This window comes from Ulvibacterium sp. (assembly GCF_965228935.1).
GTDB lineage: Bacteria > Bacteroidota > Bacteroidia > Flavobacteriales > Flavobacteriaceae > Ulvibacterium.
Genome location: NZ_OZ245846.1, coordinates 4,842,501 through 4,861,307 on the forward strand (window position 1 = coordinate 4,842,501; position 18,807 = coordinate 4,861,307).

An 18,807-nucleotide genomic window follows, 5' to 3' on the forward strand; every position below is an offset into this window, starting at 1 on the left:
ACGGGCATCCCCCCATAGGGAGGGAAAGATCCCTTTCCGTCCTCCCCCCGAGGGGGGCCGGAGGGGGCTTCCCGTAGTCCCAGGCAGACTCGAACTGCCGACCTCTACATTATCAGTGTAGCGCTCTAACCAGCTGAGCTATGGGACTGTAACTCTACAATGTGGCCCGGGGGCACATCGGCCCCGGTGCCGTATATCGTTATCGTGGGGACGCGGGGGACATGGAAATTGCAAAAAAAGGAAAGGGACCGAAGGGCACGGGACCGGGCGCAAAGGCCGCCGCGCTCCAGAAAGGAGGTGTTCCAGCCGCACCTTCCGGTACGGCTACCTTGTTACGACTTAGCCCTAGTTACCGATCTTGCCCTAGGCCGCTCCTCGCGGTGACGGACTTCAGGCACTCCCGGCTTCCATGGCTTGACGGGCGGTGTGTACAAGGCCCGGGAACGTATTCACCGGATCATGGCTGATATCCGATTACTAGCGATTCCAGCTTCACGGGGTCGGGTTGCAGACCCCGATCCGAACTGTGACCGGTTTTGTGGATCCGCTCCCCCTTACGGGGTGGCTTCCCGCTGTACCGGCCATTGTAGCACGTGTGTGGCCCAGGACGTAAGGGCCGTGATGATTTGACGTCGTCCCCACCTTCCTCGCGGTTTGCACCGGCAGTCCCGTTAGAGTCCCCATCTCTACATGCTGGCAACTAACGGCAGGGGTTGCGCTCGTTATAGGACTTAACCTGACACCTCACGGCACGAGCTGACGACAACCATGCAGCACCTTGCAATATGTCCGAAGAAAAGTCCATCTCTGGACCTGTCATAATGCATTTAAGCCCTGGTAAGGTTCCTCGCGTATCATCGAATTAAACCACATGCTCCACCGCTTGTGCGGGCCCCCGTCAATTCCTTTGAGTTTCATTCTTGCGAACGTACTCCCCAGGTGGGACACTTATCACTTTCGCTTGGCCGCCGAGCCCAAGGGCCCGACAGCTAGTGTCCATCGTTTACGGCGTGGACTACCGGGGTATCTAATCCCGTTCGCTCCCCACGCTTTCGTCCATCAGCGTCAGTACACGGTTGGCGACCTGCCTTCGCGATCGGTGTTCTATGTGATATCTATGCATTTCACCGCTACACCACATATTCCGGCCGCCCCACCGTCACTCAAGACCGCCAGTATCAAGGGCACCTCTACGGTTGAGCCGCAGTATTTCACCCCTGACTTAACGGCCCGCCTACGGACCCTTTAAACCCAATGATTCCGGATAACGCTCGGACCCTCCGTATTACCGCGGCTGCTGGCACGGAGTTAGCCGGTCCTTATTCTTACGGTACCGTCAGCTATCTACACGTAGATAGGTTTCTTCCCGTACAAAAGCGGTTTACGACCCGTAGGGCCGTCTTCCCGCACGCGGCATGGCTGGATCAGGCCTCCGCCCATTGTCCAATATTCCTCACTGCTGCCTCCCGTAGGAGTCTGGTCCGTGTCTCAGTACCAGTGTGGGGGATCCCCCTCTCAGGGCCCCTAACCATCGTCGCCTTGGTGGGCCGTTACCCCGCCAACAAGCTAATGGTACGCATGGCCATCCCTGTCCGATAAATCTTTAATCCCGCAAGCGATGCCGCTACGGGATACTACGGGGCATTAATCCGGGTTTCCCCGGGCTATTCCCCCGACAGGGGCAGGTTCCATACGCGTTGCGCACCCGTGCGCCGGTCGCCATCTCTGTGCAAGCACAGAATGCTGCCCCTCGACTTGCATGTGTTAGGCCTGCCGCTAGCGTTCATCCTGAGCCAGGATCAAACTCTTCATCGTCGGCTCGTATATATCCACGCGCCGGCGACCAAGGCCCGATCCCGTGCCCTCGATCTCTCTCTCTATTATCCTTACTATTCTGCTTATGTTGTCTCCCCGGAACGATGCCTTATAAGGCAACGCTCCGCGTCTCCACAATATGTCTATGAACTTCCATAAACCCCGGGGGCGTCCCCCAAAGCGGCTGCAAATATAAACCGGTTTTTTGAATTAAAAATGGTTTTTTGATTTTTTTTACAGCTTATTTTTTCAATCCTTTAACTACCAATAAATTAGAATTTTTTGTAGCCAAAAAAAGGATTTTGAATTTACTACATTTAGTTTGTTTATGCAAATAATGCGCCCATTCGTTATACAATAGTTTTAAGAATATAAACGGTATTACCAAGTACTCGTTAGAAAAAGACCTAAAGGGCGAATCGTGACAATGCGGGAAACAAGACAGACAATTAAAATTACGGGGAATAGTTTGATTAACGCATAATAATGCAAACGCCCAAAAACATCCCTATATATTGTTAGCGTAATCATAAGATATTATCTTTGCGGGTCTATTTCCAAAAACTAGATATGATCAACATAACCTTACCGGATAGAAGCATAAAGGAATATCCCAAGGAAAGTACTCCAATGGACATTGCCAAGAGCATTAGTGAAGGCTTGGCCCGAAATGTTATCTCGGCAAAATTCAATGATACCGTAGTTGAAACAACGACGCCATTGACCAAGGACGGCTCTTTGGTGCTATACACTTGGAACAATCCGGAAGGCAAAAAGGCCTTTTGGCATTCTACATCGCATATCGTGGCACAAGCCTTGGAAAATCTTTATCCCGGAATTAAACTGACCATCGGACCGGCCATAGAAAATGGATTCTACTATGATGTGGATTTCGGGGAACATACCGTTTCCGAAAAGGATTTCCCCATGATCGAAAAACGGGCCATGGAGATTGCGCGGGGCAAGCACAATTATAAAATGCGACCCGTTTCCAAAGCCGATGCGTTGGCATTTTACAAATCGCAGCACAATGAGTATAAAGTTGAGCTTATTGAGAATCTAGAGGATGGCACCATAACGTTCTGTGACCATGACACGTTTACAGACCTCTGTCGCGGTGGTCATATCCCCAATACCGGTATTGTAAAGGCCATAAAGATTCTAAGTGTCGCAGGGGCCTATTGGCGGGGTAATGAAAACAATCCCCAACTTACCCGGGTTTATGGCATATCCTTTCCCAAGCAAAAGGAATTGACCGAATACCTTGAACTTTTGGAGGAGGCCAAAAAGCGGGACCATAGAAAACTGGGCAAGGAACTAGAGTTATTTACTTTTTCCAAAAAAGTAGGTCAAGGATTACCTCTATGGCTTCCCAAAGGCGCGGCGCTACGTGAACGATTAGAGGATTTTCTTAAAAAGGCACAAAAAAAGGCAGGATACGAAATGGTGGTAACCCCACATATTGGGCAAAAAGAACTTTATGTTACCTCAGGGCACTACGCCAAGTACGGGCAGGATAGTTTTCAGCCGATCCACACGCCAAAGGAAGACGAGGAGTTTTTATTGAAACCCATGAACTGCCCGCACCATTGCGAAATATTCAATTCCCGGCCCTTCAGCTACCGCGAACTTCCCAAGCGGTATGCAGAATTCGGTACCGTATACCGATATGAACAGAGTGGCGAATTACACGGCCTCACCCGAGTCCGCGGATTTACACAGGACGATGCACATATTTTCTGTACACACGACCAGTTGGATCAGGAATTTAAAAATGTAATTGACCTATCCCTATATGTTCTAGGCTCTTTGGGATTTGATGATTTTACCGCCCAAGTGTCCATCCGAGATTTGGATACACCCGAAAAATATATTGGTTCCGTAGAAAACTGGGAGAAGGCGGAGAAGGCGATAATAAATGCCGCAGAGGCAAAAGGGTTGGATTTTGTGATAGAAAAGGGCGAAGCCGCTTTTTATGGTCCAAAATTGGACTTCATGATCAAGGATGCCCTGGGAAGGAGCTGGCAACTGGGGACTATTCAAGTAGATTACAATCTACCGGAGCGTTTTGAACTTACCTATAAGGGAAGTGATAATGAAGAACATAGGCCTGTTATGATCCATAGAGCCCCATTTGGAAGTATGGAACGTTTTATAGCCCTTTTGCTAGAGCATACCGGTGGAAACTTCCCGTTATGGCTAATTCCCGAACAGGCCATTGTATTACCTGTAAGTGAGAAACACGAAAAATATGCTAAAAAAGTTTTAAATTCTTTGGAAAATAACGAAATTCGCGCGCTCATTGATAATAGGAACGAAACTGTAGGGAAAAAGATACGTGAAGCGGAGATGAACAAAATTCCATTTATGCTTATCGTAGGTGATAGTGAGGAAAAGGATGGGACCATCTCGGTCAGAAGACATGGCGGGGGCGATTTGGGAGCTATACGAATTAGTGAATTTGCCCACTTGGTAACTAAGGAAATAAATAGTACCTTAAAGTCGTTTTAGAAAATTTTATGTTTAATTAAAAAGTACAAGTCATAGCAATACGAAAGAGATTTAGGCCCCAACCTAGAAGGGAGAATAAAAACCCCCATAGAATCAATGAAAAAATTTTAGCGCCTGAGGTACGATTGGTAGGCGACAACGTGGACATCGGTATTTATCCTATTCGAAAAGCACTGGACAAAGCCGAGGAAATGGGATTGGATTTAGTGGAAATATCACCTAAGGCGGAGCCTCCCGTTTGCAAAATAATGGAATATAAAAAGTTCCTCTATGAGCAAAAGAAACGGGAAAAGGCCATGAAGGCCAAAGCCTCAAAGGTTATTGTAAAGGAAATACGGTTCGGCCCCAATACGGACGACCATGATTACGAGTTTAAAAAGAAACATGCGGAAAAGTTCTTAAGGGACGGGGCGAAGTTAAAGGCCTATGTTTTCTTTAAGGGCCGTTCCATCGTATATAAGGACAAAGGTGAAATTTTGTTGCTGAAACTGGCCTCGGAATTGGAAGAAGTGGGCAAGGTTGAGCAAATGCCTAGATTGGAAGGAAAGCGGATGACCATGTTCATCGCTCCCAAGACGAAAAAGTAAAGAATAACCGCCGTTTGTAACGGTATTGAACGGATACTGAATCAAGCCCTTGGGGGCTTGTTCAGCATAAACAAGTGAGATTAGCCTTAACGGTCTTTTCACCGCGCTCGGAAAGGCAAAATTAAATTAACAAGAGTGCATTTAATTAAATAGGAAGAAGATGCCCAAAATGAAAACAAAGTCCAGTGCCAAAAAGCGGTTTAAGCTTACCGGTACGGGAAAGATTAAAAGAAAGCATGCTTTTAAGAGTCATATTTTGACCAAAAAATCCAAAAAGCGAAAGCTTGCTTTAACACATTCTACGTTAGTACACGAGTCGGATGTGAACAATATCAAAGAGCAATTGCGTTTAAAGTAAACCGCAATTTGAGGTAAATTAATGTTAACCCTGGAGTCAGGCAATTCAAAGTGTTTTAAGTTATAGTTTATAGATGTTGAGACAAAAAGTCACTCAACATTTGGAACATCACAAGTAATTTTAGACCGCCTGCTACAAAAAATTAAAAATTATGCCAAGATCAGTAAATTCAGTTGCTTCCAGAGCCCGAAGAAAAAAGGTAATGAAGCAGGCCAAAGGATACTTTGGAAGACGTAAAAACGTTTGGACGGTCGCCAAGAATGCCGTGGAAAAAGCCATGCTCTATGCCTATAGGGACCGTAGAAACAAAAAAAGAAATTTTCGCTCCCTATGGATTACCCGTATCAATGCGGGTGCACGTTTACATGGAATGTCCTACTCCCAGTTCATGGGCAAGGTAAAGGCGAACAATATTGAGTTAAACCGAAAGGTTCTGGCGGATTTGGCCATGAACCATCCCGAAGCTTTTAAAGCTATAGTAGACAAGGTAAAATAGTCCAAATTAAGATATCTCACTTTGAAAACCGGTCCGTTAGACCGGTTTTTTTATGTCCCTAATACGGTGATTACCAAGCTTCTTCCCGAGGCATTGTTCCGATGTTCGCAAAGGTAGATGCCTTGCCAAATACCTAAGTTCAACTTTCCATCGGTAATGGGTATTTGAACCGAAGACCCCATTAAGGATGCTTTTATATGTGCAGGCATATCATCCGGCCCTTCATAAGTATGGATATAATAGGGAGTATCTTCGGGTACCATTACATTCATATGGCTCTCAAAATCCATACGAACCGTAGGATCGGCATTTTCATTTATCGTCAAACTGGCCGAAGTATGTTTGATGAACACCTGTAGCGACCCTATTTTTACGTCCCGAAGCTCCGGAATTGCCTTTACAATGGATGTCGTTATCAAATGGAATCCCCTTGGAAACGCAGGTAGCCGTATTTCTTTCTGAAAAGACTTCATAAATTCTCGAATATCAATTAAATGTAAAACTTTATGGTTACAAAGCATAATGTGAATCCTTTGGAATACCTTTGCAGCTTTAGTATACAAGGTATATGGATTTATCAGAGATTAAGATGGTGGTTACCGATATGGACGGCACCCTACTAAACTCCAATCATGAGGTTAGCGATTACTTTTTTGAGCTTTTTAAGGAATTGCGAAAAAGGGACATCGTCTTTGTAGCGGCAAGTGGGAGACAGTACAACAGCATTGTGGATAAATTGGATCCCATTAAGGATGATATTGTTGTACTAGCGGAAAATGGTGGTTTTGCCATGCAAAACGGAACCGAATTGGTGTCCACTCCCTTGCATAACGATGCCAAAAATGAGGTATTAAGCATTCTGGAAAATGTTGAAGATGTGCATCCTGTCCTATGTGGTAAGCAAAACGCATACCTATTAGGGAATTCAAGGGAGTTTGAAAACAAGCTCAGCGAATATTATACGGCCTATGAAGTATTGGAAGATCTGAAATCGTTTAAAGGGGAGGTAATGAAAATAGCCATTTATCATTCCGAGAGTTCCGAAAAGTATATTTATCCCTCCGTAAAGCATCTGGAAGCCCATCTTAAGGTAAAGGTCTCCGGGGAGAACTGGGTGGACGTATCCGACCAAAATGCACATAAGGGGTATGCCCTTCAAAAGGTACAAGAGCAATATGCGATAAGCCCCACGCAGACCCTGGTTTTTGGGGATTACAACAATGACCTTGAAATGTTGGCCCTGGCGGACTATAGCTTCGCTATGGCCAATGCGCATCCCAATGTTAAAAAAGCCGCCAATTATATGACGGCAAGCAATGACGATTTTGGGGTGGAAAAGGTATTGGAAAAACTTTTGGATTCTTAGGTTTTCTGCTTTTTCTTTCGTGCTGCCGGAAACAAAACATTATTTAGAATGAGGCGGTATCCCGGTGAGGTAGGGTGAAGTTCCAGTTCGGTTTTTGGATCGCCCACACGATGCTGGTAGTCCTCCGGATCATGGCCCCCGTAAAACGTAAAAAAGCCTTTCCCCTTTATTCCGTGGATATACCGGGCCTCCCCGTTTATCTTGTTCTCGCCCAATACCATAACCGTTGGTTTTACCTCTTTTCTGGTAAATGCCGTGGTCTGTCCCATAAAACCCTTGACCAGTGCCGTATGGTTCTGGCAGAGCATCGTGGGTACGGGATCCCATTTTGCCGAGAAATCCATCAGGGAAAAATAATCGGATTCCTTGGGAACGTTGCCCCGTTTATTGGTCATATCTATGGACGAAAACTCATAGCGTAAAGGGTTACGTTCCAATGTAAAATCCTTGAATGCAAAGGTCTTGCCAAAATCCAGTTTACTCTGATAGTTGGCATCGGAGGGGTCGCCATCGAACATGGGCTCACAAATATCGACCTCATCGGCCGCAAGGGCAATATCGAAACTGTCCGTAGCCGAGCACATGGCGAACATAAAACCTCCACCAATGACATATCTCCTGATTTTAAGGGCAACGGCTCTTTTTGCTTCCGAAACCTTGGTAAACCCCAGTTTGGAGGCCAACGATTCCGCTTCCTTTTTCTGTTCAATGTACCATGGTGCGGCCCGATAAGCCCCATAAAACTTACCATATTGTCCCGTAAAATCTTCATGGTGTAGGTGAAGCCAATCATATAGAACCAGTTTATCACCCAAGACCTCTTCATCATATACGGTTACATAGGGAATCTCGGCATAGGTAAGTACCATAGTAACCGCATCGTCCCAAGGTTGGTTTCCCTTGGGGGAATACACCGCAATTTTAGGTGCCTTTTCCAATATTACCGCCTCTTGATTTTGGGAAGGACTGCTGATATCGTCTAAAATGGCCTGGGCCTGACCATCGGAAAGAATCTCAAAAGACACCCCCCTGATCTGACATTCCTTACGTATGCTTTCCCCATCGGGCAAGAGAAAAGATCCTCCCCTATAATTCAAAAGCCACTGTACTTTTTGCTGTTTGGTAAGGACCCAATAGGTTATTCCGTAGGCCTTTAAATGGTTTTTTTGCCCTTCTGCGTCCATGGGAATAAGAATGGAAGAGGCTGAAATTTGAGAAGATAACAGAAGGAAAAAAAAGGAAAACAGAATCCTATTCATAAAAATTTGGATGTTAGATTCCAATCAAAGTTAAGTGAAAAATTGGGGATTTACCTTAGGTCATGCGTTAATCATTCCTGAAAAATACTTCGCAAATACTTCTTAAGGCAGGAATTTTTGCTTAAAATGGAACATCATTATCCTCTTCTGGATCCAGTGTATCGTTCATGGAACTTCCAAAAGCCTGGTCGGCATCGGGTAGATTTTTGGTCAAAAATGGATTTTCCTCGTCGGCGTTCATTTTGGATTGGAACTCAAAGGGCGAATCAAAATCATCCAAATTATCGAATTTACCCAACTGCCCGATGAACTTTAAGCGAATATTATCCAGTCCGCCGTTTCTGTGCTTGGCCACGATAAATTCCGCTTGGCCTTGGGTAGGTGTACGTTCCTCGTCATCCCATTCATCAATTTTATAATATTCCGGCCTATAGATGAACGATACAATATCCGCATCCTGCTCTATGGCCCCGGACTCCCTAAGATCTGAGAGAATGGGCCTTTTGCTACCACCCCTGGTCTCAACGGCCCTGGAAAGCTGTGAAAGGGCAATGACAGGTACATCCAATTCTTTGGCCAAGGCTTTTAGGTTTCTGGAAATGGTAGAAATCTCCTGCTCCCGGTTTCCTCCTTTTTGACTTCCACCGGCAGTCATTAATTGGAGGTAATCGATAATAATCAGCTTTATTTTGTGCTGTGACGATAACCTTCTGGCTTTTGCCCTTAAGTCAAAAATCGAAAGTGAAGGCGTATCATCAATAAACAAAGGAGCCTTCTCCAAGGCCTTGACCTTTACGTTCAATTGTTCCCATTCATGTTTTTCCAACCTTCCTGTCCGTAATTTTTCCGAAGAGAGACCAGTTTCCGAAGAAATCAATCGTGTAATCAATTGTACGGAAGACATTTCTAAGGAAAAGAAGGCAACGGGCACATCTGCATTAACCGCAATATTACGGGCCATGGAAAGCACCAGGGCTGTTTTACCCATACCCGGTCTTGCAGCAATAATCACCAAATCACTGGGTTGCCATCCGGATGTAAGCTTGTCCACCTTGTCAAATCCGGAAGGGATACCGCTCAAACCTTCCTTATTGGCAATCTCCTCAATACGTTTTTTGGCCTGAATGACCAAGTTTTGTGCAGTTTCAGCGGAACGTTTTAGGTTGCCCTGGGTAACATCGTACAACTTGGATTCCGCATTGTCCAAGAGGTCGAAAACATCCGTACCATCGTCGTAAGCCTCCTCAATAATTTCATTGGATATTTTAATGAGACTGCGTTGAATGTACTTTTGAAGGATAATTCTTGCATGGAATTCAATATGGGCGGAAGAGGCCACTTTTTGGGTCAATTTTATCAAGTAAAAATCCCCTCCAATGGACTCTAGCCGGCCATCTTTCCTCAACTGCGTGGAAACGGTTAATAAATCCACCGGTTCGGACGTTTCGAACAATTTAAAGATAGCTTCGTAAATAAACCTATGGGCGTCCTTGTAAAAAACCTCAGGATGTAGGATATCGATTACTTCGTCCACCCCTTTTTTATCGATCATCATAGCTCCAAGTACAACTTCCTCTAAATCAACTGATTGAGGTGGTATTTTACCCCGTTCCAAATTGATTATGGTGGATTTGTCTATTTTACGTCCAACGATCGGATTCGGTTTTTCCATGGGTACGAAAATATAGAATTAACCTTAAGTTAACTTTACAAATGGGGAAACGATATTCACCATTGGTTAACATTTATCGTGTTTATAAGTTACGAAAAAGTGTTGATAAGAAATAAAAAACGGAGATATGAATCTCCGTTTTTTATTGAGCATTATAAATCAGCGTATCAGCCATTAAATACACCCATATTCGCGTATTTTTCCATACGTAGTTTTACCAATTCGTTTGGTGATAACTTTTCCAATTCCTGAAAATGGGATGCAATTTTATTTTTTACGATTTCAAAAGCCTTATCCCGATTGCTATGGGCACCCCCTGCAGGCTCCCTCACAATTTCATCGATTAGTTTTAGTTTTTTCATATCGGTGGCGGTGAGCTTCAAGGCCTCTGCGGCCTGTTCCTTATACTCCCAACTTCTCCAAAGAATGGAGGAACAGGATTCCGGGGATATGACCGAATACCATGTATTTTCCAACATTAAGACCTTGTCTCCTACTCCTATGCCCAAGGCGCCTCCCGAAGCTCCTTCGCCTATGATGACCACAATAATCGGAACTTCAAGGCGGGTCATTTCCAGGATATTCCGGGCTATGGCCTCGCCCTGTCCCCGTTGCTCCGCCTCAATCCCAGGATAGGCTCCGGGGGTGTCTATGAAACAGACTACCGGGATACCGAATTTTTCAGCGGATTTCATCAATCGAAGCGCCTTGCGATATCCTTCCGGGTTGGCCATACCAAAGTTTCGATATTGCCGAGTCTTGGTATTGTAGCCCTTTTGTTGGCCTATGAACATAAAACTTTGGTCCCCTATCTTTCCCAAACCACCGATCATGGCCTTATCATCCTTTACATTACGGTCGCCGTGTAACTCCAAAAAGGTATCCCCACAAATGGCCCGGATATAATCCAAGGTATAGGGTCTATTGGGATGTCTGGATAATTGTACCCTCTGCCAAGCGGTAAGGTTCTTATAAATATCCCTGCGGGTCTCGTTCAGCTTTTTTTCGATTTGTTTGCATGTTTCACTAACATCAACATCGCTCTCCTCCCCAATTACCAGACACTTGTCCAACTGTTCTTCAAGTTCCTTGATCGGAAGTTCAAAATCCAAATACTCCATGATTTCAGTTTAGTTTGTGAGGCAAATATAAAATTTTATAAGCTATAGTTTTGATGCAGATCCATTTTTGAAGAGCACTTGAAAAAATAGCCAATAGCTATCTTTTTGCTTTCTGCAACAAGTAAACTGCCAAAACCCCAAAAAGAAGATTGGGAATGATTACGGCCAATATGGGTGAAAAACCAGACTGTTCCGCCAGAGTACCGAATACCCTATCAAAAAAAATATAGATAAAGGCGACCCCTATACCAAAAGCGAGGTTGACTCCCATTCCTCCCCTGCGTTTTACCGAAGAAACGGCCACGGCGATAAGGGTAAGGATAAAGGCGCTAATGGGCATGGCCCATCGTTTGTATTTGACCAGGATATAGGAGTTAATGTTCGAGGCTCCCTTTCTTTTTTGGTCAGCAATAAACTTGTTGAGTTCCGCCAGGTTCTTGGTTTCCGCAATGTAGGACACGGGGGTAAGATCGTCAATCTTAAAGGTAAAAAGGGTGTCCAACCTTCGTTTTGATTCTATGATAGCCGTATCTCCCTTTATTTTTCTTTTTCTATACGAGGTCAATCGATATAAACTATCGATCCACCGAATGTTCGCTGCGGAGATTTTAAAATCCAATTGATCTTCCTTGGTAAATCTTTCAAAGGTAAAGTTGTACCCGATTTTTCGCGCCGGATCAAAACTGCTCACATAGATAAAATCATTTTCATTCAATTGATTAAAAATATTGCTGGTAACCCTGTCCTGTTTTCCTTTTTTTAAGTATTTGAATTTAAACTCGTTAAACCCCTTGCTTGCATTGGGGACCAGAAACATGCCCATGGTCAACATCACAAAGGCTATGATGCTCGCCCCTATTAAATAAGGTCTAAGAAATCGCCCATAGGATACTCCCGAGCTTAAAATTGCCACTATTTCCGTATTGCTCGCCAACTTGGAGGTAAAGAAGATGATGGAAAGAAACAGGAAAATGGGAAATAGGAGATTGCCGATGTAAATCGTGAAATTGAGATAGTAGATCAAAATCTCGTTCAACGGGGCCTCATTGTCTATCATCTTGCCGATTTGTTCCGCCAAATTGGCCATAATTCCAATAGGAATAAACAATAATAGCATCACCGCAAAAGTGACCAAATACCGTTTGATTATATATTTATCAATAATGGTCACCCTACAATCTTTTATCCATTTGTTGAACCATTTTGGTCTTCCATTCCATAAAATCGCCCTCCAAAATATGCCTTCTCGCCTCACGGACCAACCACAAATAAAATCCCAAATTATGAATGGTCGCTATCTGTTTGCCCAAATACTCATTGGCCGCGAACAAATGCCGGAGATAGGCCTTTGAATATTCCAAATCTACAAATGTAATCCCCATCCCATCGATTGGGGAAAAATCGTTCTCCCATTTTTTGTTCTTGATATTTATGGTACCATGCGCAGTAAAAAGCATTCCGTTCCTCGCATTTCGGGTCGGCATCACACAATCGAACATATCGATTCCCAATGCAATGTTCTCCAGAATGTTTATAGGGGTACCCACGCCCATAAGGTATCTGGGTTTATCCTTAGGAAGAATGTCGCACACTACTTCGGTCATTTCATACATCTCTTCCGCAGGTTCCCCGACCGAAAGTCCGCCGATGGCGTTACCCGGTGCATTGACGTTGGCTATATATTCAGCGGATTGCCTGCGGAGATCTTTAAAGGTGGAACCTTGTACGATAGGAAAAAAAGCTTGATTAAAACCGTATTCCAATGGTGTTTTTTCCAAATGTGCCATGCAGCGGTCCAACCACCTATGGGTCATTTTCATGGATCTTTCGGCGTAACCATACTCACAAGGGTATGGAGTACATTCATCAAAGGCCATAATAATGTCCGCACCGATGGCCCGTTGGATTTCCATTACGTTTTCCGGTGTGAAAAAATGAAGGGATCCATCTATATGGGACTTGAATTTTACACCCTCCTCGTTGATCTTCCGGTTGGCCGAAAGCGAGTAGACCTGGTATCCCCCGCTATCCGTAAGAATATTTCTATCCCATCCCATAAACTTATGGAGCCCACCGGCCTCTTTTAAAATATGGGTCCTAGGCCGTAAAAAAAGATGATAGGTGTTTCCTAGGATGATATCCGGGTCTATATCCTGTTTTAATTCCCTTTGGTGCACGCCCTTTACCGAGGCAACGGTGCCCACCGGCATAAAAATCGGGGTTTCAATTACCCCGTGGAATGTGGTTATCGTACCGGCCCTGGCCATACTTTGGGAATCGGTATCATGTAAAGTAAACTCCAAAATTCACCTTTAAAGTGGCAAATATAGTCAACTGCCTTCCATAAAGCCCTTAACAAAAAAATAAAGTTCTACAGGATTTGTCCCCGTTGATAAAATATTATAAGTACTGTTTGGATACCCAAAAGATAGCTCCTACTTTTGAAATCACTAAAAATATGACTATGCCGAACATAGAAGCTTTAGAGGATATCGTGCTCCAGACCCGTAGGGATATCTTGCGGATGGTACACAAAGTAAATTCCGGGCATCCTGGTGGTTCTTTGGGCTGTACCGAATTTTTTGTCTCCCTATACCATAAAATTATGGAACTTAAGGATGGGTTTGACATGGATGGTTTGGAAGAAGACCTTTTCTTTTTGTCCAACGGGCATATTTCACCGGTTTTTTATAGTGTTCTTGCCCGTAAAGGTTACTTTCCCATAGAAGAGCTAAACACTTTCCGTTTAATCGATTCCCGTTTGCAGGGGCATCCCACTACCCATGAAGGACTTCCCGGTGTACGGGTGGCTTCTGGATCTTTGGGACAGGGAATGTCCGTGGCCATTGGTGCGGCCTTGGCCAAAAAATTGAACAAGGACAATCATTTGGTCTATAGTCTACATGGTGATGGCGAATTACAGGAAGGCCAGAACTGGGAAGCCATTATGTACGCTGCGGGAAACAAAGTGGATAATTTAATCGCTACCATTGACCGTAACGGACAGCAAATCGATGGGCCTACGGCAGAAGTTCTCCCCTTGGGCAATCTCACTGAAAAGTTTACGGCCTTTGGTTGGGATGTGCTGGAAATAAAAAACGGCAACAATTTAGAGGAAGTCATTGCCGGACTAGAGGAAGCAAAGCGTAGAACAGGAAAGGGAAAACCTGTTTGTATTGTAATGCATACGGTAATGGGCCATGGGGTCGATTTTATGATGCATACACATGCATGGCATGGAAAGGCACCTAACGATGACCAACTGGAAACCGCATTGGCACAAAATCCTGAGACATTGGGGGATTATTAAAGGCCAATCCCTATTTTCTATCAAGGTTCCCGTTTTTCCGGGAACCACAAAAACCAAATTTAGATGAAAAAATATATAGACCAAGGTAAGAACGATACGAGGAGCGGGTATGGCGCAGGAATGACAGAGCTGGGAAGAACCAATCCAAATGTGGTGGCCCTATGCGCCGATTTGGTCGGGTCGTTAAAAATTGATACGTTCATTGCGGAAAACCCGGAACGCTTCTTCCAAATTGGGATAGCCGAGGCCAATATGATGGGGATAGCGGCCGGACTCACCATTGGCGGTAAAATACCTTTTGCCAGTACCTTCGCCAACTTTGCCACGGGTAGGGTCTATGACCAGATACGACAATCCATTGCCTATTCGGGCAAAAATGTAAAAATCTGTGCTTCGCATGCCGGAATCACCTTAGGGGAAGATGGGGCCACACACCAAATATTGGAAGACATCGGGCTCATGAAAATGCTTCCCGGGATGACCGTTATAAACCCTTGCGATTATAACCAGACCAAAGCGGCCACAATAGCCATTGCCGATCATAAAGGTCCGGTCTATTTAAGGTTTGGGAGGCCCAAGGTGGCCAATTTTACCCCTGCCGACCAAAAGTTTGAAATCGGGAAAGCCCTATTGTTAAATGAAGGGACAGATGTCACCATACTTGCCACCGGACATTTGGTGTGGCAGGCGTTAATAGCCGCGGAAAATTTGGAAAATCAAGGAATCTCCGCAGAGGTCATCAACATCCATACCATAAAACCCTTGGACGAGGAAGCTGTGTTAAAATCTGTTAAAAAAACGGGCTGTGTCGTATCCGCGGAAGAGCATAACTATTTGGGAGGCCTTGGGGAGAGCATTGCACGAACCCTTGCTACTCAACATCCTGCGCCCCAGGAATTCGTCGCCACTCAAGATACTTTTGGCGAAAGTGGCACTCCGGATCAATTAATGGACAAATATGGGCTAAACAATAAAGCCATCGAGGAGGCCGTTTTGAAAGTGTTGAAAAGAAAGTGACAATGGTATCGTTTTTGATGCCATCTCCACATTAAAAACGAACACTATGAAACATCTACTTCTTTGCACGGCATGTCTTTTTTTGGGTACTGCCGTATTTGCACAAAACGGTTCTGGTCTGGGTGTAAAGGCCGGATTAAACTACAATTCAAACGGCGATTATTTTGAAGCATTCGGTGAAGCGGCACGTGACCCGGATAGAAATGTGGGATACCATCTCGGTCTCTTTGGTAAATTGGAAATCCGTAAACTTTATCTAAGACCGGAATTGGTCTATACCAAGACGAAATCGGATTATGACGGGGATGATTTTGATATGAGCAAACTGGATGCGCCTATACTTTTAGGTGTTAATTTAATAGGCCCCCTGCACGTTTTCGCGGGACCCTCTTTCCAGTACATTTTAAATACGGAATTCGATGGAATAGACATCGATGACATTGAGAACGACTTTACCGTGGGACTTCATATTGGTGTGGGCGTCAATCTCGGAAGATTGGGTATAGACGTGCGATATGAAAATGGGTTGAGCGATAATACGGTCAGATTCGTTAATAGGGTTACCGAGCTCAATGAAAGCCGGATAGATACCCGTCCGGAGCAGCTCATTGTAAGTCTCTCTTTAAAATTGTAATAAAATTATATATCCTAAAAAGGCCCGCAAGTTTAAACTTGCGGGCCTTTTTTAGTTTCTTTTTCGATACTAGCGAGGGCTAGTTATCATTGTCCAAATGATCCCATATCCCGTCACCATCCGTATCGCGAAAGGTTACATTCCCCTCCTCATCAATATCGATCTCGTCCCGGGTGGGTATCCCATCCCCATCATCGTCCGTATCATTATGATTGGGTAGAAATACGCCAAAGGGCTCCGTATCCGCATCCGTATTGTCGTTATTCAAGTCGCCATCCCCATTTACATCCTCCAAAATGGAAGGAATACCATCCCCATCAAAATCGGTATCGGGCTCAAAGGACAAAACATCGATTTTAAAAATCAATGGGGTGTATTGAGGAATACCCGAACCGTTCGGGGGTCTATCGAAATAACCCAATCCTGAAGGGATAAAAAGTATGCCGATACCATAATTCTCAAAACTGACCGTACCATCCCCATTATCAAAGGGACCTTCCCCAGCGTTGAGTTTTTCCACACCCATGGCATAACCTGGAATAAGATTGCCGGAGAGATACTGATTTACAGGTGAATTGGAAGCATCAAAGGCATCACCGCTCAATAGGGTACCCTCATATCGCAACACTGTGTTGTCCGCAAATGTGGGGCTTCCGCCCACACCTTCCCTAACGACCACATAATACAGATTATGTTCAATTTCTTCCCCATCGTCCAATCCAAAATCCGAGGACTCTACAATAGCACTTTCCGTTTGCACATCGTCCCAAAGCGGTCGTTTATCCGCATTGTCCCCTGCAATGGTATCGATCCGTACGATCATGTCAAAACCGGGATCGATCGGTTCCTCAAAATCTTCATAGTTATAGAAATGGGATTTAAGGAATTCCTGCAACTCGGCATCATCCTCGGCGGCCACCTCGCTCAAAAGCCTGGGAGGTACCAGTTCCGCTTCCGGTCGATCGTCATCGTTCTTACACGACCCCAGAAGAATCAGCATCAACAATGGGACTACAAGTTGAATTCTTTTCATTAGGCAATCTTTCAGGGCGGCAAGATACAATTTTCCCGTATTTTTGCGGGAGTCGTTAACAAACAATTTTGAAGGTAGATGCGCATCGATAAGTTCCTTTGGAGTACCCGTTATTTTAAGACACGGAACTTGGCCTCCAATGCCTGTAAAAAAGGTCAGGTAAAGGTTAATGGGTATTCCGCAAAGCCTTCCAAGGAAGTATACCCTACGGATAAAGTTATATTACGGAAAAATCAGATCGACTATCAATTGCACGTTCTGGAACTCCCCCCTTCCCGGGTAGGTGCAAAATTAGTGGACATCTATCGAAAGGACACCACGCCAAAAGAAGCCTTTGAGCATAATGAACTGTTACAATATTCCAAGGACTATTACCGAAAGAAAGGAACGGGCCGGCCTACAAAAAAAGATCGCAGGGAGATCGAAGATTATTTGGATACCCCCTCCCCTTTTACCGAAAATGGTGAAGACGAGGATTAAGGTCCAAGGTACCTATGGTTTTTTTATATTTGAAACCTAAGCTATTAATTCCATGCAAAATAACATCCTGTCCCATCTTCAAATACAACATAAAATACGGCGGATCGCCTATCAGATCTACGAGGCCAATGTAGACGAGCGAGAGATCATTGTAGCCGGCATTGAAGGGGGCGGACTCGATTTCGCCAAAAAAATCCAGACCGTCCTAAAAAAGATAACCCCGGCCAAGATACTTTTATGTAAGGTACAGATGGACAAAAAGAACCCCTTGGAGAGTGGGGTTACCACTTCCATCCCGGAAAAGGAGTACACACAAAAATCCGTCGTTCTGGTGGATGACGTGTTGAACTCGGGAACCACCTTGGTCTACGGGGTACAACACTTTCTCAAAACACCATTAAAACAGTTGAAAACGGCGGTCTTGGTGAACCGCAACCATAAAAAGTATCCTGTAAAGGCCGATTATAAGGGTATTTCGCTTTCCACCTCCTTACAAGAACACGTTCATGTAAAATTTGAAACGCAAAATGATCGGGTTTATCTAGATTAGAAAGGTGCGGATTTCCTGGGCAATCTCTTTGGCCTCCTTCCCGTTACATGAAATTGTGTGCCAAGCCCTTTCATAAAAGAATCCTCTTTCGAACAAATGCTTCCCGATAAATTCGGGCAAATCGGAATCCGAGATGTTTTTGATCAAGGGACGCTCGGACTTTTGGGTAGCCAGTCGTTTTACCAATTCCCCCACGGATACTTTGAGGTAAAAGACATTTTTTGTTCCCTTCTGTATGATTTCCATATTGTTCCCATAACACGGGGCACCACCGCCGGTAGAGAGCACAAAATTGTGTTCATTATGCAGTATTTGCCCCAGATACTCATTTTCCTTTTTACGAAAATAAATCTCTCCCTTTTTCTTGAACAAATCCGGAATAGTATCCCCTTCGGAACGCTCGATATATCCGTCCAAATCCCAAAAATCCAGTCCCAGCCCATCGGCCAATATTTTGCCAATGGTGGACTTGCCGCTTCCCATATAACCTACTAAAACTATTTTCAATTGGATTACTATTTATAAAAATGTACGATTTGCTTTTGGGGGCAAAGAAAAGATAAATTTCTGCCAAAATCGACTTGTTAAATAAATTAAT

The 18,807-nt window shown here is 44.6% G+C and carries 18 protein-coding genes, 1 tRNA gene and 1 rRNA gene; 10 read left to right on the plus strand and 10 right to left on the minus strand.

Annotated elements, in window-relative coordinates; genetic code table 11:
• Nucleotides 1-74: 74 nt before the first annotated feature.
• Nucleotides 75-148, minus strand: a tRNA-Ile gene (locus ACO06Y_RS20345).
• Nucleotides 149-290: 142 nt separating this feature from the next.
• Nucleotides 291-1,815, minus strand: a 16S ribosomal RNA gene (locus tag ACO06Y_RS20350).
• Nucleotides 1,816-2,385: 570 nt separating this feature from the next.
• Between ACO06Y_RS20350 and thrS the strand changes: the two genes are divergently transcribed.
• The 4 genes from thrS (at nt 2,386) to rplT (ending at nt 5,767) form a co-directional block, all read left to right on the plus strand.
• Nucleotides 2,386-4,326, plus strand: coding sequence for a threonine--tRNA ligase (gene thrS, locus ACO06Y_RS20355; RefSeq protein WP_422080883.1), 1,941 nt, complete (start codon nt 2,386-2,388; stop codon nt 4,324-4,326).
• A gap of 32 nt (nt 4,327-4,358) precedes the next feature.
• On the plus strand, nt 4,359-4,913 hold the full coding sequence (gene infC / locus ACO06Y_RS20360) for a translation initiation factor IF-3 (protein ID WP_422084204.1): 555 nt from the start codon (nt 4,359-4,361) through the stop codon (nt 4,911-4,913).
• 160 nt (nt 4,914-5,073) lie between these two features.
• Nucleotides 5,074-5,271, plus strand: a complete 198-nt coding sequence (rpmI, locus tag ACO06Y_RS20365) for a 50S ribosomal protein L35 (protein WP_422080884.1) — start codon at nt 5,074-5,076, stop codon at nt 5,269-5,271.
• A gap of 151 nt (nt 5,272-5,422) precedes the next feature.
• Nucleotides 5,423-5,767, plus strand: coding sequence for a 50S ribosomal protein L20 (gene rplT / locus ACO06Y_RS20370; protein ID WP_126164230.1), 345 nt, complete (start codon nt 5,423-5,425; stop codon nt 5,765-5,767).
• Between the two features lie 50 nt (nt 5,768-5,817).
• Here the strand turns inward: rplT and ACO06Y_RS20375 are convergent, their stop codons facing one another.
• Nucleotides 5,818-6,240 (minus strand): secondary thiamine-phosphate synthase enzyme YjbQ, encoded by a 423-nt coding sequence (locus ACO06Y_RS20375; RefSeq protein ID WP_422080885.1) that lies wholly within the window; start codon nt 6,238-6,240, stop codon nt 5,818-5,820.
• Between the two features lie 95 nt (nt 6,241-6,335).
• On the opposite strand from ACO06Y_RS20375, the gene ACO06Y_RS20380 reads away from it, so the two are divergent.
• Nucleotides 6,336-7,133 carry an HAD family hydrolase gene (locus ACO06Y_RS20380; protein WP_422080886.1) on the plus strand — a complete coding sequence of 266 codons (798 nt, stop codon included), beginning with the start codon at nt 6,336-6,338 and terminating at the stop codon, nt 7,131-7,133.
• Here the strand turns inward: ACO06Y_RS20380 and ACO06Y_RS20385 are convergent.
• From ACO06Y_RS20385 to tgt, 5 genes are all read right to left on the minus strand, one after another.
• Complete coding sequence (locus ACO06Y_RS20385; protein ID WP_422080887.1) at nt 7,130-8,392, minus strand: asparagine synthetase B; 1,263 nt, start codon at nt 8,390-8,392, stop codon at nt 7,130-7,132. The two genes, ACO06Y_RS20380 and ACO06Y_RS20385, sit on opposite strands and share 4 nt — an antisense overlap.
• A gap of 121 nt (nt 8,393-8,513) precedes the next feature.
• Nucleotides 8,514-10,064, minus strand: a complete 1,551-nt coding sequence (gene dnaB / locus ACO06Y_RS20390) for a replicative DNA helicase (RefSeq protein WP_422080888.1) — start codon at nt 10,062-10,064, stop codon at nt 8,514-8,516.
• Nucleotides 10,065-10,231: 167 nt separating this feature from the next.
• Nucleotides 10,232-11,185, minus strand: coding sequence for an acetyl-CoA carboxylase carboxyltransferase subunit alpha (locus ACO06Y_RS20395; protein ID WP_422080889.1), 954 nt, complete (start codon nt 11,183-11,185; stop codon nt 10,232-10,234).
• 97 nt (nt 11,186-11,282) lie between these two features.
• A complete protein-coding gene (locus ACO06Y_RS20400) occupies nt 11,283-12,356 on the minus strand; it encodes an LptF/LptG family permease (RefSeq protein ID WP_422080890.1) in 1,074 nt (357 codons plus the stop codon).
• Nucleotide 12,357: 1 nt separating this feature from the next.
• Nucleotides 12,358-13,452, minus strand: coding sequence for a tRNA guanosine(34) transglycosylase Tgt (gene tgt, locus ACO06Y_RS20405; protein WP_422084205.1), 1,095 nt, complete (start codon nt 13,450-13,452; stop codon nt 12,358-12,360).
• Nucleotides 13,453-13,649: 197 nt separating this feature from the next.
• Here tgt and ACO06Y_RS20410 point away from each other — a divergent pair, with 197 nt between their 5' ends.
• From ACO06Y_RS20410 to ACO06Y_RS20420, 3 genes are all read left to right on the plus strand, one after another.
• Nucleotides 13,650-14,495: a transketolase gene (locus ACO06Y_RS20410; protein WP_422080891.1), complete on the plus strand. Its 846-nt coding sequence runs from the start codon at nt 13,650-13,652 to the stop codon at nt 14,493-14,495.
• A gap of 63 nt (nt 14,496-14,558) precedes the next feature.
• Nucleotides 14,559-15,512, plus strand: a complete 954-nt coding sequence (locus ACO06Y_RS20415) for a transketolase family protein (protein ID WP_422080892.1) — start codon at nt 14,559-14,561, stop codon at nt 15,510-15,512.
• 46 nt (nt 15,513-15,558) lie between these two features.
• Nucleotides 15,559-16,146 (plus strand): porin family protein, encoded by a 588-nt coding sequence (locus ACO06Y_RS20420; protein ID WP_422080893.1) that lies wholly within the window; start codon nt 15,559-15,561, stop codon nt 16,144-16,146.
• A 79-nt stretch (nt 16,147-16,225) separates the two neighbouring features.
• Here ACO06Y_RS20420 and ACO06Y_RS20425 read toward each other — a convergent pair whose 3' ends face one another.
• A complete protein-coding gene (locus ACO06Y_RS20425; RefSeq protein ID WP_422080894.1) occupies nt 16,226-17,179 on the minus strand; it encodes a hypothetical protein in 954 nt (317 codons plus the stop codon).
• A 78-nt stretch (nt 17,180-17,257) separates the two neighbouring features.
• Here ACO06Y_RS20425 and ACO06Y_RS20430 point away from each other — a divergent pair, with 78 nt between their 5' ends.
• Both ACO06Y_RS20430 and ACO06Y_RS20435 read left to right on the plus strand, forming a co-directional pair.
• The gene (locus ACO06Y_RS20430) at nt 17,258-17,659 is read left to right on the plus strand and encodes an RNA-binding S4 domain-containing protein (protein WP_422080895.1); all 402 of its coding nucleotides are present in this window, start codon (nt 17,258-17,260) and stop codon (nt 17,657-17,659) included.
• A gap of 52 nt (nt 17,660-17,711) precedes the next feature.
• Nucleotides 17,712-18,209, plus strand: coding sequence for a phosphoribosyltransferase family protein (locus ACO06Y_RS20435; RefSeq protein WP_422080897.1), 498 nt, complete (start codon nt 17,712-17,714; stop codon nt 18,207-18,209).
• Here ACO06Y_RS20435 and ACO06Y_RS20440 read toward each other — a convergent pair.
• On the minus strand, nt 18,201-18,716 hold the full coding sequence (locus ACO06Y_RS20440; protein WP_422080898.1) for a shikimate kinase: 516 nt from the start codon (nt 18,714-18,716) through the stop codon (nt 18,201-18,203). The genes ACO06Y_RS20435 and ACO06Y_RS20440 overlap by 9 nt on opposite strands.
• Nucleotides 18,717-18,807: the final 91 nt, after the last annotated feature.